14 protein-coding genes and 1 pseudogene are annotated in these 17,583 nt (G+C 41.9%); 12 read left to right on the forward strand and 3 right to left on the reverse strand.

The genetic code is table 11. The features are described 5' to 3' along the window. Positions 1-364 precede the first annotated feature (364 nt). The gene (locus RDN93_RS09165; RefSeq protein WP_308745228.1) at positions 365-898 is read left to right on the forward strand and encodes a hypothetical protein; all 534 of its coding nucleotides are present in this window, start codon (positions 365-367) and stop codon (positions 896-898) included. A gap of 127 nt (positions 899-1,025) precedes the next feature. On the opposite strand, the gene RDN93_RS09170 is transcribed toward RDN93_RS09165, so the two are convergent. Continuing rightward, complete coding sequence (locus RDN93_RS09170) at positions 1,026-1,358, reverse strand: HigA family addiction module antitoxin (RefSeq protein ID WP_308745229.1); 333 nt, start codon at positions 1,356-1,358, stop codon at positions 1,026-1,028. A 9-nt stretch (positions 1,359-1,367) separates the two neighbouring features. Beyond that, positions 1,368-1,683, reverse strand: a pseudogene (locus RDN93_RS09175) (type II toxin-antitoxin system RelE/ParE family toxin). A 243-nt stretch (positions 1,684-1,926) separates the two neighbouring features. On the opposite strand from RDN93_RS09175, the gene RDN93_RS09180 reads away from it, so the two are divergent. The 10 genes from RDN93_RS09180 to RDN93_RS09225 all read left to right on the forward strand — a co-directional run bounded on the left by RDN93_RS09180 (position 1,927) and on the right by RDN93_RS09225 (position 12,049). Next, positions 1,927-2,448: an HU family DNA-binding protein gene (locus RDN93_RS09180; RefSeq protein ID WP_308745230.1), complete on the forward strand. Its 522-nt coding sequence runs from the start codon at positions 1,927-1,929 to the stop codon at positions 2,446-2,448. Between the two features lie 68 nt (positions 2,449-2,516). Beyond that, a complete protein-coding gene (locus RDN93_RS09185) occupies positions 2,517-2,609 on the forward strand; it encodes a smalltalk protein (protein WP_156150203.1) in 93 nt (30 codons plus the stop codon). 200 nt (positions 2,610-2,809) lie between these two features. Continuing rightward, a complete protein-coding gene (locus RDN93_RS09190) occupies positions 2,810-3,973 on the forward strand; it encodes a DUF262 domain-containing protein (RefSeq protein ID WP_308745231.1) in 1,164 nt (387 codons plus the stop codon). Further along, complete coding sequence (locus RDN93_RS09195; RefSeq protein WP_308745232.1) at positions 3,957-5,012, forward strand: DUF3696 domain-containing protein; 1,056 nt, start codon at positions 3,957-3,959, stop codon at positions 5,010-5,012. The genes RDN93_RS09190 and RDN93_RS09195 overlap by 17 nt, the downstream gene beginning before the upstream one ends. Before the next feature lie 6 nt (positions 5,013-5,018). Next, positions 5,019-5,894, forward strand: a complete 876-nt coding sequence (locus RDN93_RS09200; protein WP_308745233.1) for a hypothetical protein — start codon at positions 5,019-5,021, stop codon at positions 5,892-5,894. A 142-nt stretch (positions 5,895-6,036) separates the two neighbouring features. Then, positions 6,037-8,361, forward strand: a complete 2,325-nt coding sequence (locus RDN93_RS09205) for a transglycosylase domain-containing protein (RefSeq protein WP_308745234.1) — start codon at positions 6,037-6,039, stop codon at positions 8,359-8,361. A gap of 15 nt (positions 8,362-8,376) precedes the next feature. Beyond that, positions 8,377-8,745, forward strand: a complete 369-nt coding sequence (locus RDN93_RS09210) for a 2-amino-4-hydroxy-6-hydroxymethyldihydropteridine diphosphokinase (RefSeq protein ID WP_308745235.1) — start codon at positions 8,377-8,379, stop codon at positions 8,743-8,745. Positions 8,746-8,753: 8 nt separating this feature from the next. Continuing rightward, positions 8,754-9,506 (forward strand): 3-deoxy-manno-octulosonate cytidylyltransferase, encoded by a 753-nt coding sequence (gene kdsB, locus RDN93_RS09215; RefSeq protein ID WP_308745236.1) that lies wholly within the window; start codon positions 8,754-8,756, stop codon positions 9,504-9,506. 4 nt (positions 9,507-9,510) lie between these two features. Continuing rightward, positions 9,511-10,794, forward strand: a complete 1,284-nt coding sequence (locus tag RDN93_RS09220; protein WP_308745237.1) for a pitrilysin family protein — start codon at positions 9,511-9,513, stop codon at positions 10,792-10,794. Between the two features lie 85 nt (positions 10,795-10,879). Continuing rightward, positions 10,880-12,049, forward strand: coding sequence for a phosphatidylinositol-4-phosphate 5-kinase (locus RDN93_RS09225; protein ID WP_308745238.1), 1,170 nt, complete (start codon positions 10,880-10,882; stop codon positions 12,047-12,049). An 83-nt stretch (positions 12,050-12,132) separates the two neighbouring features. On the opposite strand, the gene RDN93_RS09230 is transcribed toward RDN93_RS09225, so the two are convergent. Beyond that, positions 12,133-13,071 (reverse strand): ribose-phosphate pyrophosphokinase, encoded by a 939-nt coding sequence (locus RDN93_RS09230; protein WP_308745239.1) that lies wholly within the window; start codon positions 13,069-13,071, stop codon positions 12,133-12,135. A 179-nt stretch (positions 13,072-13,250) separates the two neighbouring features. Here RDN93_RS09230 and RDN93_RS09235 point away from each other — a divergent pair, with 179 nt between their 5' ends. Next, complete coding sequence (locus tag RDN93_RS09235) at positions 13,251-17,564, forward strand: DUF5113 domain-containing protein (RefSeq protein WP_308745240.1); 4,314 nt, start codon at positions 13,251-13,253, stop codon at positions 17,562-17,564. The last annotated feature ends 19 nt before the right edge of the window (positions 17,565-17,583 follow it).

The following is a 17,583-nucleotide window of genomic DNA, read 5'->3' on the forward strand; positions in this document are numbered from 1 at the left end:
ATATACGGTTTACAGGATGTACGATGGTGAAGACTCAAAGGTGCTTCATATAGGAGTTTCTATAAACCGGAATGTTAAAACAAAAATATTTTCTTACGGGCATTTTTATTTTATCGGCTGAAAGACAGCCGATAAAATTGGCGTGGCGGAAAATAGTATGGTTACTTTTTATATCACCTCATCCCGATGATATTGCGTACAGTTGCTTCGGGACGATTTTTAATACCGTTTGTGACCCATCCTCCGATGTGCTCGTATCCATATTTACAAGGAGTGTTTTCCCGAAATATGATAAGAATTGTCCTTCTGAATTGGAAGATGAGTTTTCACATGAAAGAGTGCTTGAAGATCAAAACTTCTGTATGTGGATGAAATTAATCATTTTTATTGCATGTTGATTGAAGATGCGCAATGGCCGTGTTATAGGGATGTTAAAGGGGAAATTTATCTGTCAAGGGATGATTTGTATAGAGCTGTTGATTTGAACTGGGGATTGAGCAGTTATGATTCTTATGGATTGTCTCCGCTTGAGAGTTTGTCTTGCGGGGCGCTTTCTATTATTTCTGCTGCATCGGGTTCCTCGTCTCATATAAGAAAAATAAAAAATAGCGCGAAGAATATTGTGGTAATTGATTATCATTCGAATTTTTGTCGAGAATATATTTCCTTACGAAAGGAAAGTCAGGAGGAGTATGGTGCATTTATGGATAAGGTTAATCAAACTGCGGCTGGTCAAATAGCGGAACGTTTTCCTGACAATGAGGATGAACAGGATGAGTTGATTAAAAATGGAAAATATCTGTCTCGTGAGATATCGTGGGAAAATATTATGCGAAAATATTTTTATCAAGACGGACAACCTTGGCATAAAAAATATCTCATGATATTAAACAAATAATGACGAAATTATTTATGAAGAGATTGTTTCTTATCTAAAACAGGCGGGAAAAATCCCGCCTGTTTTGCGTTTTAGGAAGAAGGAAATAATGTACAAACAGGAATAAAGCGAGTGCCGGAGCTGCCTTTTAAAGCATTGCGACTGCTTTGCGTATTTGCTCTAATATGGCTGAAAGTCGATTGTCACGGCGGGCAGTTTGCATATTATATGCAGTTTGCATATTCACCCACATGTATGCTTTAGTACCGGTTGCTGCCTCTATTTTTAGTGCGTACTCTGTTGTTATCGGTCGCTTGCCGTTCAATACTTCATTCAAAACTGAATAGGACACACCTATAAGTTCGGCAAATTTACGTTGCGATATTCCGCGTGCTTGTAACTCATCTTTGAGCATTTCTCCAGGATGTATAGGTTCCGAAGGTATAAGCTCATCCGGGGCATATATTTTCTTTGTTTCCATATCTTTAAATTATTTGTAATGGTTACTTATATCCAACAATTTGCAAACTTATTATCTGTTCGTTCATCACGTCTTTAACCGTAAATTCAAGACGGTACTTGCGATTTATGCGAATTGAAGAAATACCTGATTTATCACCTTGCAGGACTTCGTAATTTAACGCGTTGTTGCAAAACAGGTCCGTGACACAATTTCCAGACAAGAGCGCAAACACAGCCTTTTGATACCCTCTTACTATCTCTGGCTGGAAACGGTGTTTCTTATCGTCTGTGCGTCCTTGTTCATAAAGTTCCCTCAGATATTCCTTATCAAATTCAATGTACATAAGTTATTGCTTTTTCATTTACAACTGTCTGTGAAGTGATTATTGATACTCAGAAAAATAGATGTAAGAGGTTCTAAAAGAAATATATTGTTGATTAATAGTCTATTATGCACTTGATCGAATAAAAAGAGCTCCGCAAGGGGCTTTTTCCTTTTCTATACGAAATAAAAGCCGCACCTTTGCATCGTTGATCAACGAAACGTGAATAAATAACTTGAATTTGAATCTTTAAAAAAACGTAGTATGAGTGTAATTTACAAAGTCATTACGCGACCGACAGATCCGCGTGTCCCTAATTCTCCCAAGAGATTTTATCCGCATCTGATTACTTTAGGCCAGTCTGTCAATTTGAGATATCTCGCAGAGAAGATGAAGGATCGTTCTTCTCTTTCTGTCGGTGATATCAAGAGTGTGATTCAGAACTTCGTGGATAAGATGAAGGAACAGTTGCTGGAAGGTAAGTCGGTGAATATCGAAGGTTTAGGAGTATTTATGTTGGCTGCCCGTTCGAAAGGTGCGGAGCTGGCAAAGGATATCACTGCTAAAAGTGTGGAGAGTGTTCGTATCTTTTTTCAAGCGAATAAGGAACTGCGTGTCACAAAGACTGCAACGCGGGCAGATGAGAAGCTGGACTTGATCAGTCTGGATGAATATCTGAAGAAAATCAGTGTTACTGTAGCACCGGAAGATCCGGATGATGGTGGTGATGAAGGTGGTGGCGACGATGGGGGAGATGACGGAGAAACACCTGACCCGGCCGCTTGATTAATTGGCAACTCACAATTGGCTGTCTGGTAGTTTGTTTAATGTTTAATTTTAAAAGTAGAATGTCTATGAAAAGAACTTGGAGTATGATTTTGAAAGTGATTATTGCTGTTGCCGGTGCGATTGCCGGAGTGATTGGTGTACAGGCGGCAACGATGTAGTAGGTATCTTGTAGTTAAGATATAATTAGGTATGAATGACAGGCGGGAAAAATCCCGCCTGTTTTGTGTTTTGATAAGAAGATAAATAATGTGTAGTTGATAAGGATCTTATTTATTTTGCGAATTTATTCTGCTGACTTATGCAAATTATTAGCTATCTTTGCAAATTACAGAGATATAGATGTAATAGATAAATGGATATGGAAATACCTGAAGATATGAAGGTCGATTTTGAAGGGGACGAAACGTTAAATCCTTCTTTGGAAACAACTGATGAAAACGTTGATGACATATATCCGGACGCTGTATTGAACATTGCCCGCGAAACGGCATCTGTCTTTCAATTGAAGCGTCGCTGGGAAAAAGAACCGTCTATGCTGGATTTGACACCTCCATTTCAACGCAATATGGTTTGGTCTCCCAAGCAGAAAAGTGAACTGATAGAATCCATCATTATGGGAATACCATTACCGGCTTTTTATGTAAAGGAGAATCCGGAGGGCGTATATGTGGTTGTAGATGGAAAACAACGTTTGGGGACGCTTTTTGATTTTATTGACAATAAATTCAAATTGGAAAAATTGTCCATATTAAAGAACCATGTCAAGCGTTATTTCTCAGATCTTTCACCTATCGAACAGAATAAAATAGAGGACTATACTTTGACAATCAATGTCATTAAGGCTCCTACAAGCGATCGGGTTACATTTGACCTTTTTGACCGTGTGAATAGGGGCGGTACGAATTTGAATAATCAAGAAATGCGGAATGCTCTATACCAAGGTACTTCTACCAGATTGATTGATGAATTGGCGGAGAATGATAATTTTTTGCGTGCCACAGAATATACGATTCCTTCCAAGCACATGAAGGACCGATATCTCGTTATTCGTTTTTTGGCTTTCTATTTATGGAACGAACATCTGTCTGTAGATATTGAAGCTGGTCAAAGTCTGGAATATAAGAGTAATTTGGAGGATTTCCTAGGCAAGACGATGTCTTTTCTCAATGGACTCAAATATCAGGACGAATTGATAGGGAGGTTGAAAGTTATATTCGATGAGTGTATGTGCCATGCGGCCGAATATGTAATACCTCTTGGCGGTTTCAGGCTTCCATCAGATGAGGGAAGGCAAAAAAGGCCTATAAATATGGCTTTTTTTGAGAGCTTTAGCTATTTGATAGCAAAAATGGACAATATAAATAAGGATGAAATCTGTAAGGCATATTCTTTGATGCTGGGTAACACTGAATATGTGGATTCACTCACATATTCAGTTGACAGCCGCAAACAGACTCATTTGCGTTACGAGATGATAAATAGTTATTTACGTAAAAACGAACAAAATGTTGAACGGGTATAAAATCAGAGACTACAAGTCATTTGAAGAGAATAATTTTGATTTAGGCAGGTTGAATCTTTATTCTGGCGCTAATTCAGCAGGAAAGTCCTCGGCCATACAGGCATTGCTGAATGCAGCAGACAATCTTCGTGAAGAACCTCAAAGCCATCGGGCGGTAGCACGTCATACTCCGGTTGTCACTTTCAATGAGACCCGCAATTTTATTACAAATGCTAAAAGTTACGAGATAGATTTCTTAGAAGAAGGAAATGAGGTTAATATAGTCTTTACACCAGGTGATGATGCGTTTAAAAGCATAAATGTCGAACAGGATAAGAAGCCGTCAGAGCGTTTATATTCAATGTTGCATAATGCTTTATTCTATTTGCCTGCTATGAGAACCGGGCGTTTGGATAATTCTACCATTAATCCGAATGCGGAACAAAATCCGCTGGGACTTAACGGTGAGTTCGTGATTGACTTTTACCAGAACAATCGGACGCAGCTCTTACCGGAATCTCTGTGGGCAGGAAAGGAAACGAAGACTTTAGAAGGGCAGGTAAATCTGTGGCTGAACAAACTGACGGGATATCGTCTAATTGTAGATTTTGAGGGTACACAATATAGAGTGAAGTTTGAGACAATCGGTGGAAAGCAACTTTTTCCATACCATGTCGGCACAGGCATCAGTTTCATAACTGAGGTTATCATTGTTTGTTTGGCTCTTCCGGAGGACAGTATTGTTATTATTGAGAATCCGGAGATTCATCTCCATCCGTCGGCACAAGCCGATTTGATTGATTTTCTGGCAATGGTAGCAAAGTCCGGTCGTCAGGTGATTGTAGAATCTCATAGTGATCATTTGTTTAATGGCATCCGTCGCTTGTTACACAAAAACGAGATTTCATTGGAGGATGTCCGTGTTTTCCATTTTATACGGGGGAAGGATGGATTGACAAAAGGGGAACGAGTGGTCCTCAGCCAACAAGGGGGAATACAGAATTATATTCCTGGCATGTTTGAGCAATTTGACAAGGATCTTGATGATATATTAAGTTGATAGGACATGGATTGTATATTGAATGAACTATCATTAAACGGGCAATATAAGGACATTGACGATTTTGAAAAGTCGGGAGTGAAGCCATTGTCTGCTGTGCTTCATGATATGTCTGTTTTGGGGATAGATCTACTTTATAAGAAGAGTGATTTTTATAATAGTAATGTAACCTCTAATGAGACTTTTTACAGTATAATATTTAGTCGGGCTGCCAAGGTAAATGACAGCATGAGGCGTATGAAAAGCCAGCTGGCAAAACTGCAGAACGAGCCATTTTGGGATGAGGATGTACAGCATGATGTGACTAAAATATATCTTTTGGTAAGGAAGGGGTCTGATGATACGGAGGTTACTTTGACATCGGTGGCGGAGGCACAAGCAAGACGGGCTTGTTTGATATCGTTTGCCAAATCTGAGTTTTTGTCTGATGAGTTTGATGTTAAGATTAAAGAAGATAATACAACGGATAGTGTTCCGAATGTGTGGGAAGGTGGCCAGCTTGGAGAGACTCTTTTGCAAAGGGGCGACATCTCATTTGAGTCTTATTGTAGTAACATAAGGTTTAGCAAACTGAATTTTGACAGTTTGGATGCAAAAAATGGATTTAATCTTGTTTCAAGTGAAAATATCGGTTTGTTTAAATCTGCTTTTAATAAATTTGAAAGTTTGTCATGGCAGCAGATAGTTACTGATGACGGACTGGATTATAAGGAATTCAGTAAGAATAAAAAAACAGGTACTTATTTCTCTGATGATGAATGGCGTGCTGGTGTTCATAAATTCCGTATTGACCAGAAAATCCGTTGCTTTGGAAATACCATAAATGGTGTTTTTTATGTTTTGCGTTTTGATCTCGATCATAAATTGAGCGATTTGGGCTGATACTGGTTTTGAATATGTTCCATTGATTTTAGAGGAATGTGGTATTTAACAAAACTGAAATAATAATCAAACTCGTTGGCTGAGTACTGGATTTTATCTACCTTTGCACCTTAATTTAATGCGTTTTTAAGCTAGAAAAAACATGATTCGAAAAATAATAAAAGCTCTTTGGATTTTATTGGCAATTGGAGTAGTGGCTGTGGTCACTATATTTGTTTCCATCTCGAAAGGTTGGATAGGATATATGCCGCCTGTCGAGGAGTTGGAGAATCCGAGTTATAAGTTTGCGACGGAGATTTTCTCTGAGGATGACAAAGTGCTGGGTACTTGGTCTTACAGTAAGGAAAATCGCGTATATACTGCTTATAAGGAACTCTCTCCAAATATAATTAATGCATTGATTGCTACGGAAGATGTTCGTTTCGTCGAACATTCGGGTATTGATGCCAAAGCATTGTTCCGTGCATTTGTAAAGCGTGGTTTGATGTTTCAGAAAAATGCGGGTGGGGGTAGTACTCTGTCTCAGCAGCTTGCCAAGCAGTTGTTTACGGAAAATGTTGCCAGGAATACTCTTCAGCGCCTTTTTCAGAAACCGATTGAATGGGTGATTGCCGTGAAACTTGAACGGTATTATACCAAAGAGGAAATTCTGAGCATGTATCTTAATAAGTTTGACTTCCTGAATAATGCTGTTGGTATCAAGACGGCTGCACACACTTACTTTGGCTGCGAACCGAAAGATTTGAAACTGGAAGAAGCGGCGACTTTGGTCGGTATGTGCAAAAATCCATCGCTTTATAATCCGGTACGCTTCAACGAACGTGCTCGCGGACGTCGTAATGTGGTGCTCGAACAGATGCGCAAAGCAGGATATATCACAGAAGCTGAACGTGATTCGTTACAGGCTCTTCCGTTGAAGTTGACTTATAATCGTGTAGACCATAAAGAGGGGTTGGCTACTTACTTCCGCGAATATCTTCGTGGTGTAATGACTGCACCAAAACCGGTAAAAAGCGATTATCGTGGTTGGCAAATGCAGAAATTCTACGAAGATTCTCTTTCTTGGGAAACAAATCCGTTGTATGGATGGTGTGCGAAAAACAAGAAGAAAGACGGAACGAACTATAATATCTATACTGATGGTTTGAAGATTTATACCACCATTAACTCACGTATGCAGCAGTATGCTGAGGATGCCGTAAAAGAGCATTTGGGGGATTATCTGCAACCGGTATTCTTCAAGGAAAAAGAGGGAAGCAAGAATGCTCCTTATGCAAGATCGTTGCCGGAGAAACGGGTGGAAGAATTACTGACTAAGGCAATGAAGCAGACTGACCGTTACCGTTTGATGAAGGAAGCGGGAGCTTCGGAACAGGAGATTCGGAAAGCATTCGACAAACCGGAAGAGATGACTGTCTTTTCATGGAAAGGGGATAAGGATACGATTATGAGCCCGATGGATTCCATCCGTTATTACAAGTCTTTCCTGCGTACAGGATTTATGTCAATGGACCCGATGAACGGACATGTGAAGGCTTATGTGGGAGGACCGAATTATGTGTATTTCCAGTATGATATGGCTATGGTAGGACGCCGTCAGGTGGGATCTACTATCAAACCTTATTTGTACACTTTGGCTATGGAGAATAATTTCTCTCCTTGCGACTTGGTGCGTCACGTAGAGCAGACATTGATTGATGAAAACGGAACTCCATGGTCACCACGTAATGCCAACAACAAGCGTTATGGAGAAATGGTAACTTTGAAATGGGGATTGGCTAATTCCGATAACTGGATTTCTGCTTACTTGATGGGTAAGCTGAATCCATATAATTTGGTGAGACTGATTCATAGTTTTGGTGTACGTAATAAAGCTATCGACCCGGTTGTTTCTCTTTGTCTCGGTCCTTGTGAAATTTCTGTCGGCGAAATGGTGAGTGCTTATACTGCTTTTGCCAATAAGGGGATTCGTGTAGCTCCGTTATTTGTCACTCGTATCGAAGACAGTGACGGGAATGTGATTTCTACATTTGCCCCCCAAATGGAAGAAGTGATCAGTGTTTCGAGTGCCTACAAAATGCTTGTTATGCTTCGTGCCGTTATCAATGAAGGAACGGGCGGACGTGTGCGTCGCTATGGTATCATTGCTGATATGGGTGGAAAGACAGGAACAACCAATGACAATTCCGATGCTTGGTTTATGGGATTCACGCCTTCGCTGGTATCCGGCTGTTGGGTAGGGGGGGATGAACGCGATATCCACTTCGGTAGAATGACATATGGTCAGGGAGCTGCTGCCGCACTGCCTATTTGGGCAATCTATATGAAGAAAGTATATGATGATCCGACTTTGGGATATGACCAGCAAGAAAAATTTAAACTTCCTGAGGGATTTGATCCTTGTGCCGGTTCGGAAACTTCAAATGGTGAAGTGGAAGAAATTGGATTGGATGATTTGTTTAACTAATCTTCGTTTCCAATCATGCATAAGTGTATTATCTGTATTGGAAGTAACTATAACCGGAAGGAAAATCTGCTTTTTGCACGGCAAAAGTTAGCGGATTTGTTTCCTTCCATTCGCTTCACGTCCGAGCAGGAAACACAACCTTTGTTTTTCAAAAGTCCGGCGTTGTTTTCCAATCAGGTAGCGCAGTTCTTTTCCGAATCAGAGGAAGAGAAAGTGAGGAAGGAACTGAAAGCGATTGAACAGTCTGCCGGCCGTCGTCCGGGAGATAAGAAAGAAGAAAAAGTTTGCCTGGATATTGATTTGCTTACTTTTGACGACCGGGTGCTGAAACCCGAAGACCTGAAAAGGGAGTATATCTTGAAGGGATTAGAAGAATTAAAATAGATTCAGATATGAAATTTCTCGGAATAATACCTGCCCGTTATGCATCCACGCGTTTCCCAGCGAAACCGTTGGCTATCCTGGGTGGGAAAACAGTGATACAACGTGTATATGAACAAGTAGCAGGTGTCTTGGATGATGCTTATGTAGCCACTGACGATGAGCGGATTGAAGCGGCAGTAAAAGCTTTCGGCGGTAAGGTAGTTATGACTTCTGTCCATCATAAAAGCGGTACGGACCGTTGTTACGAAGCCTGTACCAAGATTGGTGGTGATTTTGATGTCGTAGTCAATATACAGGGAGACGAGCCTTTTGTCCAGCCTTCGCAGTTAAATGCTGTAAAAGTTTGTTTTGAAGACCCGACTACGCAAATTGCTACATTGGTGAAACCTTTCACTGCCGATGAACCGTTTGCCGTACTCGAAAATGTGAATTCACCGAAAGTGGTAGTCAATACAAACTGGAACGCACTTTACTTCAGCCGTTCTATTATCCCTTATCAACGTAATGCTGAAAAACAGGATTGGCTGAAAGGACATACTTATTATAAACATATCGGTTTGTATGCTTATCGCACGGAGGTGTTGAAAGAGATTACCGATCTGCCGCAATCTTCTCTTGAAATAGCCGAATCATTGGAACAGCTTCGCTGGCTGGAAAACGGATACAAGATAAAGGTCGGTATCAGTGATGTGGAAACGATTGGAATTGACACTCCTCAGGACTTGGAACGTGCAGAGGAATTTTTGAAGAACAGGGGATAATCTTATGAATCGAACGATACAGCCTGAAATACAAACTCTGAAAAATTTCCGGGTACTTACTCCTGTTCGGACTTCTTTGCCGAATGGTATTCCGCTGACCGTTATCAATGCCGGTGAGCAGGATGTGGTACGTATGGACATACTTTTTGCCGGAGGTCGTTGGCAGCAGTCGCAGAAACTGCAAGCTTTGTTTACCAACCGGATGCTTCGCGAAGGTACTGTGAAATATACGGCAGCTACCATTGCCGGGAAACTGGATTATTATGGCTCGTGGCTTGAACTGTCCAGCTCTTCGGAGTATGCTTATATTACGGTTTATTCGCTGAATAAGTATTTGGCGAGAACGTTAGAAGTAGTGGAATCCATGATTAAAGAACCACTCTTTCCTGAAAAAGAACTGCGGACTATCTTGGATACGAATATCCAACAGTATCTGGTTAATACATCCAAAGTAGATTTCCTGGCGCATCGCAGTCTGTTGAAGTCTCTTTACGGGGAACATCATCCATGTGGAAAAATAGTAATGGAGAGGGATTACCATACCATTACTCCGGATGTTCTTCGTGATTTCTATGAGAGGTATTATCATTCGGGCAATTGCTCTATTTTTCTTTCCGGCAAGGTGACGGAAGATATTATCCGTCGGGTAACGGATACTTTCGGAGTTCCGTTCGGACAGCATCAATTACAGATGCCGAAAGTAAGTTTTCCTTTTGCTGCCGTTCCCGAAAAGAGGATTTTTACAGAGCGTGAAGATGCTATGCAGAGTGCGGTGAAAATGGGATGTACCACTGTCACTCGTGAACATCCGGATTATCCGAAACTGCGGGTGCTGATGACTTTGTTCGGCGGTTATTTCGGTAGCCGTCTGATGTCTAATATCCGCGAAGAAAAGGGGTATACTTATGGTATTTCGGCTGGTATCATGTTTTATCCGGATAGTGGGGTGTTGATTGTTTCGACGGAAACGGATAATGAATATGTGGAGCCGTTGATACAGGAAGTGTATCACGAGATAGACCGGTTACATCAGGAACAGGTGTCGGTTGAGGAACTGACGATGGTGCGTAACTATATGTTGGGTGAGATGTGCCGTAGCTACGAGTCGCCTTTCTCACTCTCGGACGCATGGATATTTATTGCTACTTCCGGTTTGGATGATGATTATTTCTCACGTTCTCTGCATGCGGTAAATGAGATTACACCTGCGGAAATACAGGATTTGGCACAGCGTTATTTGTGCAAAGAGACATTAAAAGAGGTCATCGCAGGTAAAAAGTTGTCATAATTTGCTTTCCGGTAGGGGGATTTATGGGAGAGAAATTGTATCTTTGTCCAAATTGTAAATCTAAAAAGAGTAACTACTAAAATAAATGAGGAAATATCTATATACTACACTTTTATTGGCTCTCCTTACACAAGCGGGAGCAATGGCACAAGAAAATGAAGGAAAAAAAGGCGGATTTTTCGGAAAAATAAAGGATACATTCTCTACTGATATAAAGATTGGCAACTATACTTTTAAGGATGGTAGCGTCTATACAGGTGAAATGAAAGGACGCAAGCCGAATGGAAAAGGAAAGACGGTCTTTAAAAACGGTGATGTCTATGAAGGAGAATATATAAAGGGAAAACGTGAAGGTTACGGTATCTATCTGTTTCCCGACGGAGAAAAATACGAAGGACAATGGTTTCAGGACCAGCAGCATGGAAAAGGTATTTATTATTTCATGAATAATAACCGTTATGACGGTATGTGGTTTCAGGACTATCAGCATGGTGAAGGTACAATGTATTATCATAATGGCGACTTGTATGTAGGTAACTGGGAGAATGATAAACGTGAAGGTAAAGGTACTTATACTTGGGCGAATGGAGCAAAATATACGGGTCACTGGAAGAACGACAAGAAAAACGGTAAAGGTACCATGAACTGGGATGATGGCTGTAAGTATGAAGGTGACTGGAAAGATGATGTCCGCCACGGCAAGGGGGTATTTGAGTATACCAACGGAGATAAATACGAGGGTGACTGGGCGGATGATATCCAACATGGCAAAGGTACGTACTTCTTCCATACGGGCGACCGTTATGAAGGGTCTTATCTTTTAGGCGAACGTACCGGCGAAGGTGTTTATTATCATGCCAACGGTGACAAATACGTGGGAAATTTCAAAGACGGTATGCAAGACGGCAAAGGTACTTTTACCTGGGCGAATGGAGCTGTGTACGAAGGTGACTGGAAAAATAACAGGCGTGACGGAAAGGGTGTCTACAAATGGAGCAATGGTGATGTTTATGAAGGTGACTGGAAGGACAACCGTCCGAATGGTCAAGGTACTTTAAAGACTGTCGCAGGTATGCAATATAAAGGTGGTTTTGTTGATGGATTGGAAGAGGGGCAGGGTGTGCAGGTCGACAAAGATGGCAACCGCTTTGACGGATTTTTCAAACAAGGAAAGAAGGACGGTCCTTTTGTAGAGACTGATAAGGACGGAAAGGTCATCAAGAAAGGAACCTATAAATTAGGAAGACTGCAATAAAAGATATAAAGTAAAGAAAACGGTGAACAAGTTGCGCTATGCAAGACTTGTTCACCGTTTTTTTATTAACGAAATTTGTTCGCTTAGATTATGTATTGTGAACTGATAGATTCGTTATTCATAACGCGTTTGATTGTTTCAGCAAACATGTCGGCAATACTCAACTGTTTTACTTTCGCGCATTTCTTAGTGTAAGGGATACTGTCGGTAAATACCATTTCCGTCAGACCGGACTCTTGCACACGGAAAGATGCCGGATCGGACATCACACAGTGGCTGGCAATGGCACGTACAGATGCTGCACCGGCTTCCATCATGATGTTGGCAGCTTTGGTGATTGTTCCTGCTGTGTCTACAATATCGTCAACCAAGACAACATTCTTGCCTTTTACATCACCAATGATTTGCATGGAAGCAACTTCATTCGCTTTCTCGCGTGATTTGTTACAGAGTACCAATGGCACACCAAGGTATTTGGAGAAAGTGCTGGCACGTTTTGAACCACCTACGTCCGGTGTGGCAATCACCAGTTCTTCCAATTGCAATGACTGGATGTAGGGGAGGAACACTGCTGATGCATACAGGTGATCTACCGGGATATTGAAGAATCCCTGAATCTGGTCTGCATGCAAATCCATGGTAATCAGTCGGTCGATACCTGCAACAGAAAGCAGGTCGGCTACCAACTTAGCTCCGATGGATACACGTGGTTTGTCTTTTCTGTCCTGACGGGCCCATCCGAAATAAGGGATTACGGCAACAACGCTCTTTGCAGATGCACGCTTTGCAGCGTCAATCATCAGGAGAAGTTCCATTAAGTTGTCTGAGTTTGGGAAAGTGGATTGAACCAAGAATACGTGTGCGCCACGAATTGACTCCTCGTATGAAACCGCAAATTCACCATCGGCAAAATGGGTTATGTTCATATTTCCCAAAGGGCAATTCAGGCTTGCGCAGATTTTTTCTGCAAGATATCTCGAGTTCGTTCCCGAGAATACCATAAAGGGTGCTTTTTCGCTCATTTTGTAATAGATGTTACCTATTTGTTAATTTGCCTGCAAAGGTAGGAATTTCTCTTATTATTTAGAAGGACTTATTGTATAAAAAATATTTTTCTCTCCAATCTTATCGGAAATATTTGTAGATTTGCAATAAATAATGGAGAATATCCATTATCCGTTGTTAATTATCCGATAATAAAATGAGTTCACGCTTTCCTTTATATATAATAGGTGTAGTGTTGTTCGCCTCTTTCTTTTCGTGCACTGATATGGTGCCGACCAAAGAAGTGCGTCTGATTGATTCACTGAACGGGAAAGCGTATGCTTTTCGTTACCGGAATCTTGATTCTTCCTATAGATATGCCGAACAGGCTTATCGTCAGGTAAACTTCTATAAATCGGGGAAAGCTGAAGCTTCAAATAACCTGGGATTCTGGGCTTATATGAACATGGATTTCGATCGTGCCGAAGCCTTGCACAAAGAGGTGTACAAACTGACTAAAAACGAACTCGAACTCCTGATTGCCGACATCGGGCTGATGAAAATTTGCCAGCGAACGGCAATGAACAAAGAATTTTATGATTACCGGAACAGTGCGTTGAAGCGTATGAAGCGTATCCGTGAGGAAAGTGACTTGTTCGCCGACAGGCATGAGAAGCTTCGCCTGGATTATGCTTTTACGGAGTTCTTCATCGTTTCTTCCATTTATTACTATTATCTTCAGCAACGACAGGAAGCGGTTGCCTCGCTCAATCGGATACCGGAAGATGAAGCGTTGGCAGACACGAACCAGTTGCTTTATTATCATTATATCAAGGGTTCGGCTTCTTTGGTGGAAGCTGACAAACCGGAAGATAGAAAACTCCGTGAGTTCGATCATCTTTATTATACGTGGCGGATGGCTGTTCAGAGCAATCATCCTTATTTTGAGGGAAATGGTCTGCAGGGGCTTGCCAACCTAATGATTTCTTCCAATAACTTCGATTTTTTTCAGACAAGACGGACACATGCGTTAGAACAGTTTGACTTTCCGATAGATTCACTTTTACCTTTACGTCTGGCACAACTTGCGCTCGAAAAATTCCGCGAATATGATGATTTATATCAGATTGCCGGGGCTTATGTGTCTATCGGAAAGTATCTGAATGTACATGGCCGGTATTCGGAAGCGCTGGATACATTGACGAAAGCATTAAATTGTGTGAACCGGCATCATATGCTCTATTATCATAACGAGACGGATACATTGGATAAGTTATATACGTTTGCCGAAGGGGATACAACTTACACGGGTGTACCGTGGATTATGCAGGAGAACGTAAAGACTGTCCCCGAATGGATTTCGAGGATCCGGGAACAACTGAGTGTGTCGTATGCAGGTTTGGGAATGAAGTATGCATCTGATTACAACCGGAATATATACTTGGATATTCTGAATTTTACCCGTCAGGACAAGGAGTTGGAAAGTCGTTATGTCTCACTGGAAGCCGGTTCACGGCAGATGACACTTGTTCTTTTTTTGGTGATTGTCGGGTTGGTGCTGGTGGTTATTCTTTGGTGGTTTTTCAATAAGCGTTCCAAAATAAGAAATCAGGTTGACGTGGAACGTTTGCAACAGATTCTGGGACTTTGCCGGGATATTACTTCTTCTATTCCGATGAATGTTCCGTTGATTCAGGAAGGGATAGACCAATTGTTCGGGAAAGGGCGGATGAGACTGGATATCCCCGAAGAGGGCAAAGCGGCGCTTGTTCCTATGCATCGGCTGAATCGCGATGAAAAGGCTTTGGTGCATGTGTTGGAACCTTATATTATTTGGGCGGTCGACAATGAACAGATGGTGGAAGCATTGAGTGACGAACGGATGAAGTTGGAAAAACAACGGTATATCTATGAGCAGCACATTGCGGGAAATAAGCGTCAGAATCTGATAAAGAAAGCTTGTATGGCTATTGTCAATGGTATCAATCCTTATATCGACCGTATTTTGAACGAGGTGCACAAGCTCACGGAGAAAGGATATATTGATGATGAAAAGATAAAGAAGGAGAAATATCAGTATATTGACGAATTGGTCACTACGATTAATGAGTATAATGATATCCTGGCTCTATGGATTAAGATGAAGCAGGGAACGTTGAGCTTGAATATCGAAACGTTCAGCCTTGACGAACTGTTTGAGTTGTTGGGAAAAGGACGGCGTTCCTTTGAGATGAAAAAGCAGACGCTGGAGATTGAGCCGACCGCCGTTATGGTGAAAGCAGACCGGGCACTGACTCTGTTTATGATTAATACGCTGGCGGAGAATGCCCGTAAATATACTCCGGAAGGAGGTATTATTAAAGTTTATGCACATACTACGGATACATATGTGGAGATTTCTGTGGAAGATAACGGAAGAGGAATTTCGGAAGAAGATGTGGCGTGTATCATAGGTGAGAAAGTATATGACTCGCGTGTGATTGGCATCAAGAATGCGGAGAATCCGGAAGAATTAAAAGAAAATAAAGGCAGTGGTTTCGGATTGATGAATTGTAAGGGAATCATTGAGAAATATAAGAAAACCAATGAACTGTTCCGGGTGTGTACTTTTAATGTGGAAAGTGAACTAGGAAAAGGAAGTCGTTTTTATTTCCGTTTGCCTTTGGGAGTGCGTAAGGTGCTCGGGATATTGCTTTGCTTGTTGCTTCCTATGGGAATGGTATCTTGCCAGCATGATCCGATTCAGCCTACGTTGCAGGGGGAAGATTCGATAGTGGTAGCTACGGACTCTATTTATGAGGATTTGCTGGATGCTGCGTCGGACTATGCCAATGCAGCGTATTTTGCCAATGTAGATGAGAATTACGAGCTTGCTTTGCAATATGTGGATTCTGCCATGTTGTTGCTGAACGAGCATTATGAGAAATATGCGCGTCCCGGACGTCCGCATCGTTATATGAAACTTGTAGGTACGGGAATACCTGCTGAAATCAGTTGGTGGAACGAATTGTTTGATTCGGATTATCATGTGATTCTGGACATAAGAAATGAAGCAGCGGTTGCTTTTTTGGCCTTGAAACAACTGGATGCATACAGTTATAATAATTCGGCTTTTACGGATTTGTATAAGTTGCAGGGAGAAGACCAGACATTGGAAGCATACTGCAGACAGTTGGAACGTTCGAACACCAATAAGACGGTAGGAATTATCTTGTGCTTTGTCTTGCTGGTTGTTTCTTTGGTCGGGTATTATTTTTTGTATATGAGGAAGCGGTTGCAGAATCGGTTGAATCTTGAGCAGGTGCTCGAAATAAATCAGAAGGTATTTGCGGCATCTTTAGTCAGGCCTCAGGAACAGGAGGATGCGGAAGCGCTTCAACGTGAGGAAAGTACACTCAAGGAAATACCGCAGCGTATTGTGGATGAAGCGTTCGGTTCCGTGAATGAATTGCTGGCAATTGACCGGATGGGAATCGCGGTATATAATGAAACGACGCATCGGTTGGAATATGCTTCGCGTCCCGGACAGGAAATGCCGGAAATGGTGCAGTTGTGTTTTGATTCCGGTGAGTATCTTGCCAATCAACATCTTCTGGCTATCCCATTGAGAGTGGAAGCGGGGGGAGAACATCAATGTGTCGGTGTGTTGTATTTGGAGCGTAGGGAAGGTTCGGAGCAGGAAACAGACCGTTTGTTGTTTGAGTTGGTGGCTCGTTATGTGGCTATTGTAGTATTTAACGCAGTAGTGAAGTTGGCTACGAAATACCGGGATATTGAGTCGGCACACGAAGAGACGCGCCGGGCTTCTTGGGAAGATAGTATGTTGCATGTACAGAATATGGTGCTCGACAACTGTTTGTCTACGATTAAACATGAGACGATTTATTATCCGAATAAAATCAAACAGATTGTAGGACGGCTGAACGTACAGAATCTTTCGGAAAAGGAAGAGCGCGAAGCGGTGGATACTATGACGGAATTGATAGAATATTATAAGGGTATCTTCACTATCCTGAGTTCGTGTGCTTCCCGTCAGTTGGAAGAGGTTACTTTCCGGCGGACGGTGATTCCGGTGCAGGAGCTTTTTGATGCTGCCGGAAAATATTTCAGGAAGGTAATGAAGAACCGGACGGAGAGGATAGAGTTGGAGATGGAGCCGGTGGAGGCAAGAGTAATAGGAGATGTGAATCAGTTGCGTTTTTTGTTGGAAAATCTGATTGACGAAGCGTTGACGGTTCGTGAAGACGGTGTGCTTCGTTTGCAGGCTCGCAGGGATGATGAGTATATTCGTTTTCTCTTTACGGATAAGAGACGTGAGAAGAGTGTAGAGGAGTTGAACCAATTGTTTTACCCGAATCTGGCACGCATGACTTCCGGTGAAAAAGGGGAGTTGCGCGGTACGGAATACCTGGTATGCAAGCAGATTATCCGTGACCATGACGAATTTGCGGGACGCAGGGGATGTCGCATTAATGCCGAGCCTGCTGCGGGTGGAGGATTCACGGTTTATTTCACTGTTCCGCGCAGATAAAAAAGAAAACACCTAAAAG

The organism is uncultured Bacteroides sp. (assembly GCF_902491285.1).
Taxonomy (GTDB): domain Bacteria; phylum Bacteroidota; class Bacteroidia; order Bacteroidales; family Bacteroidaceae; genus Bacteroides.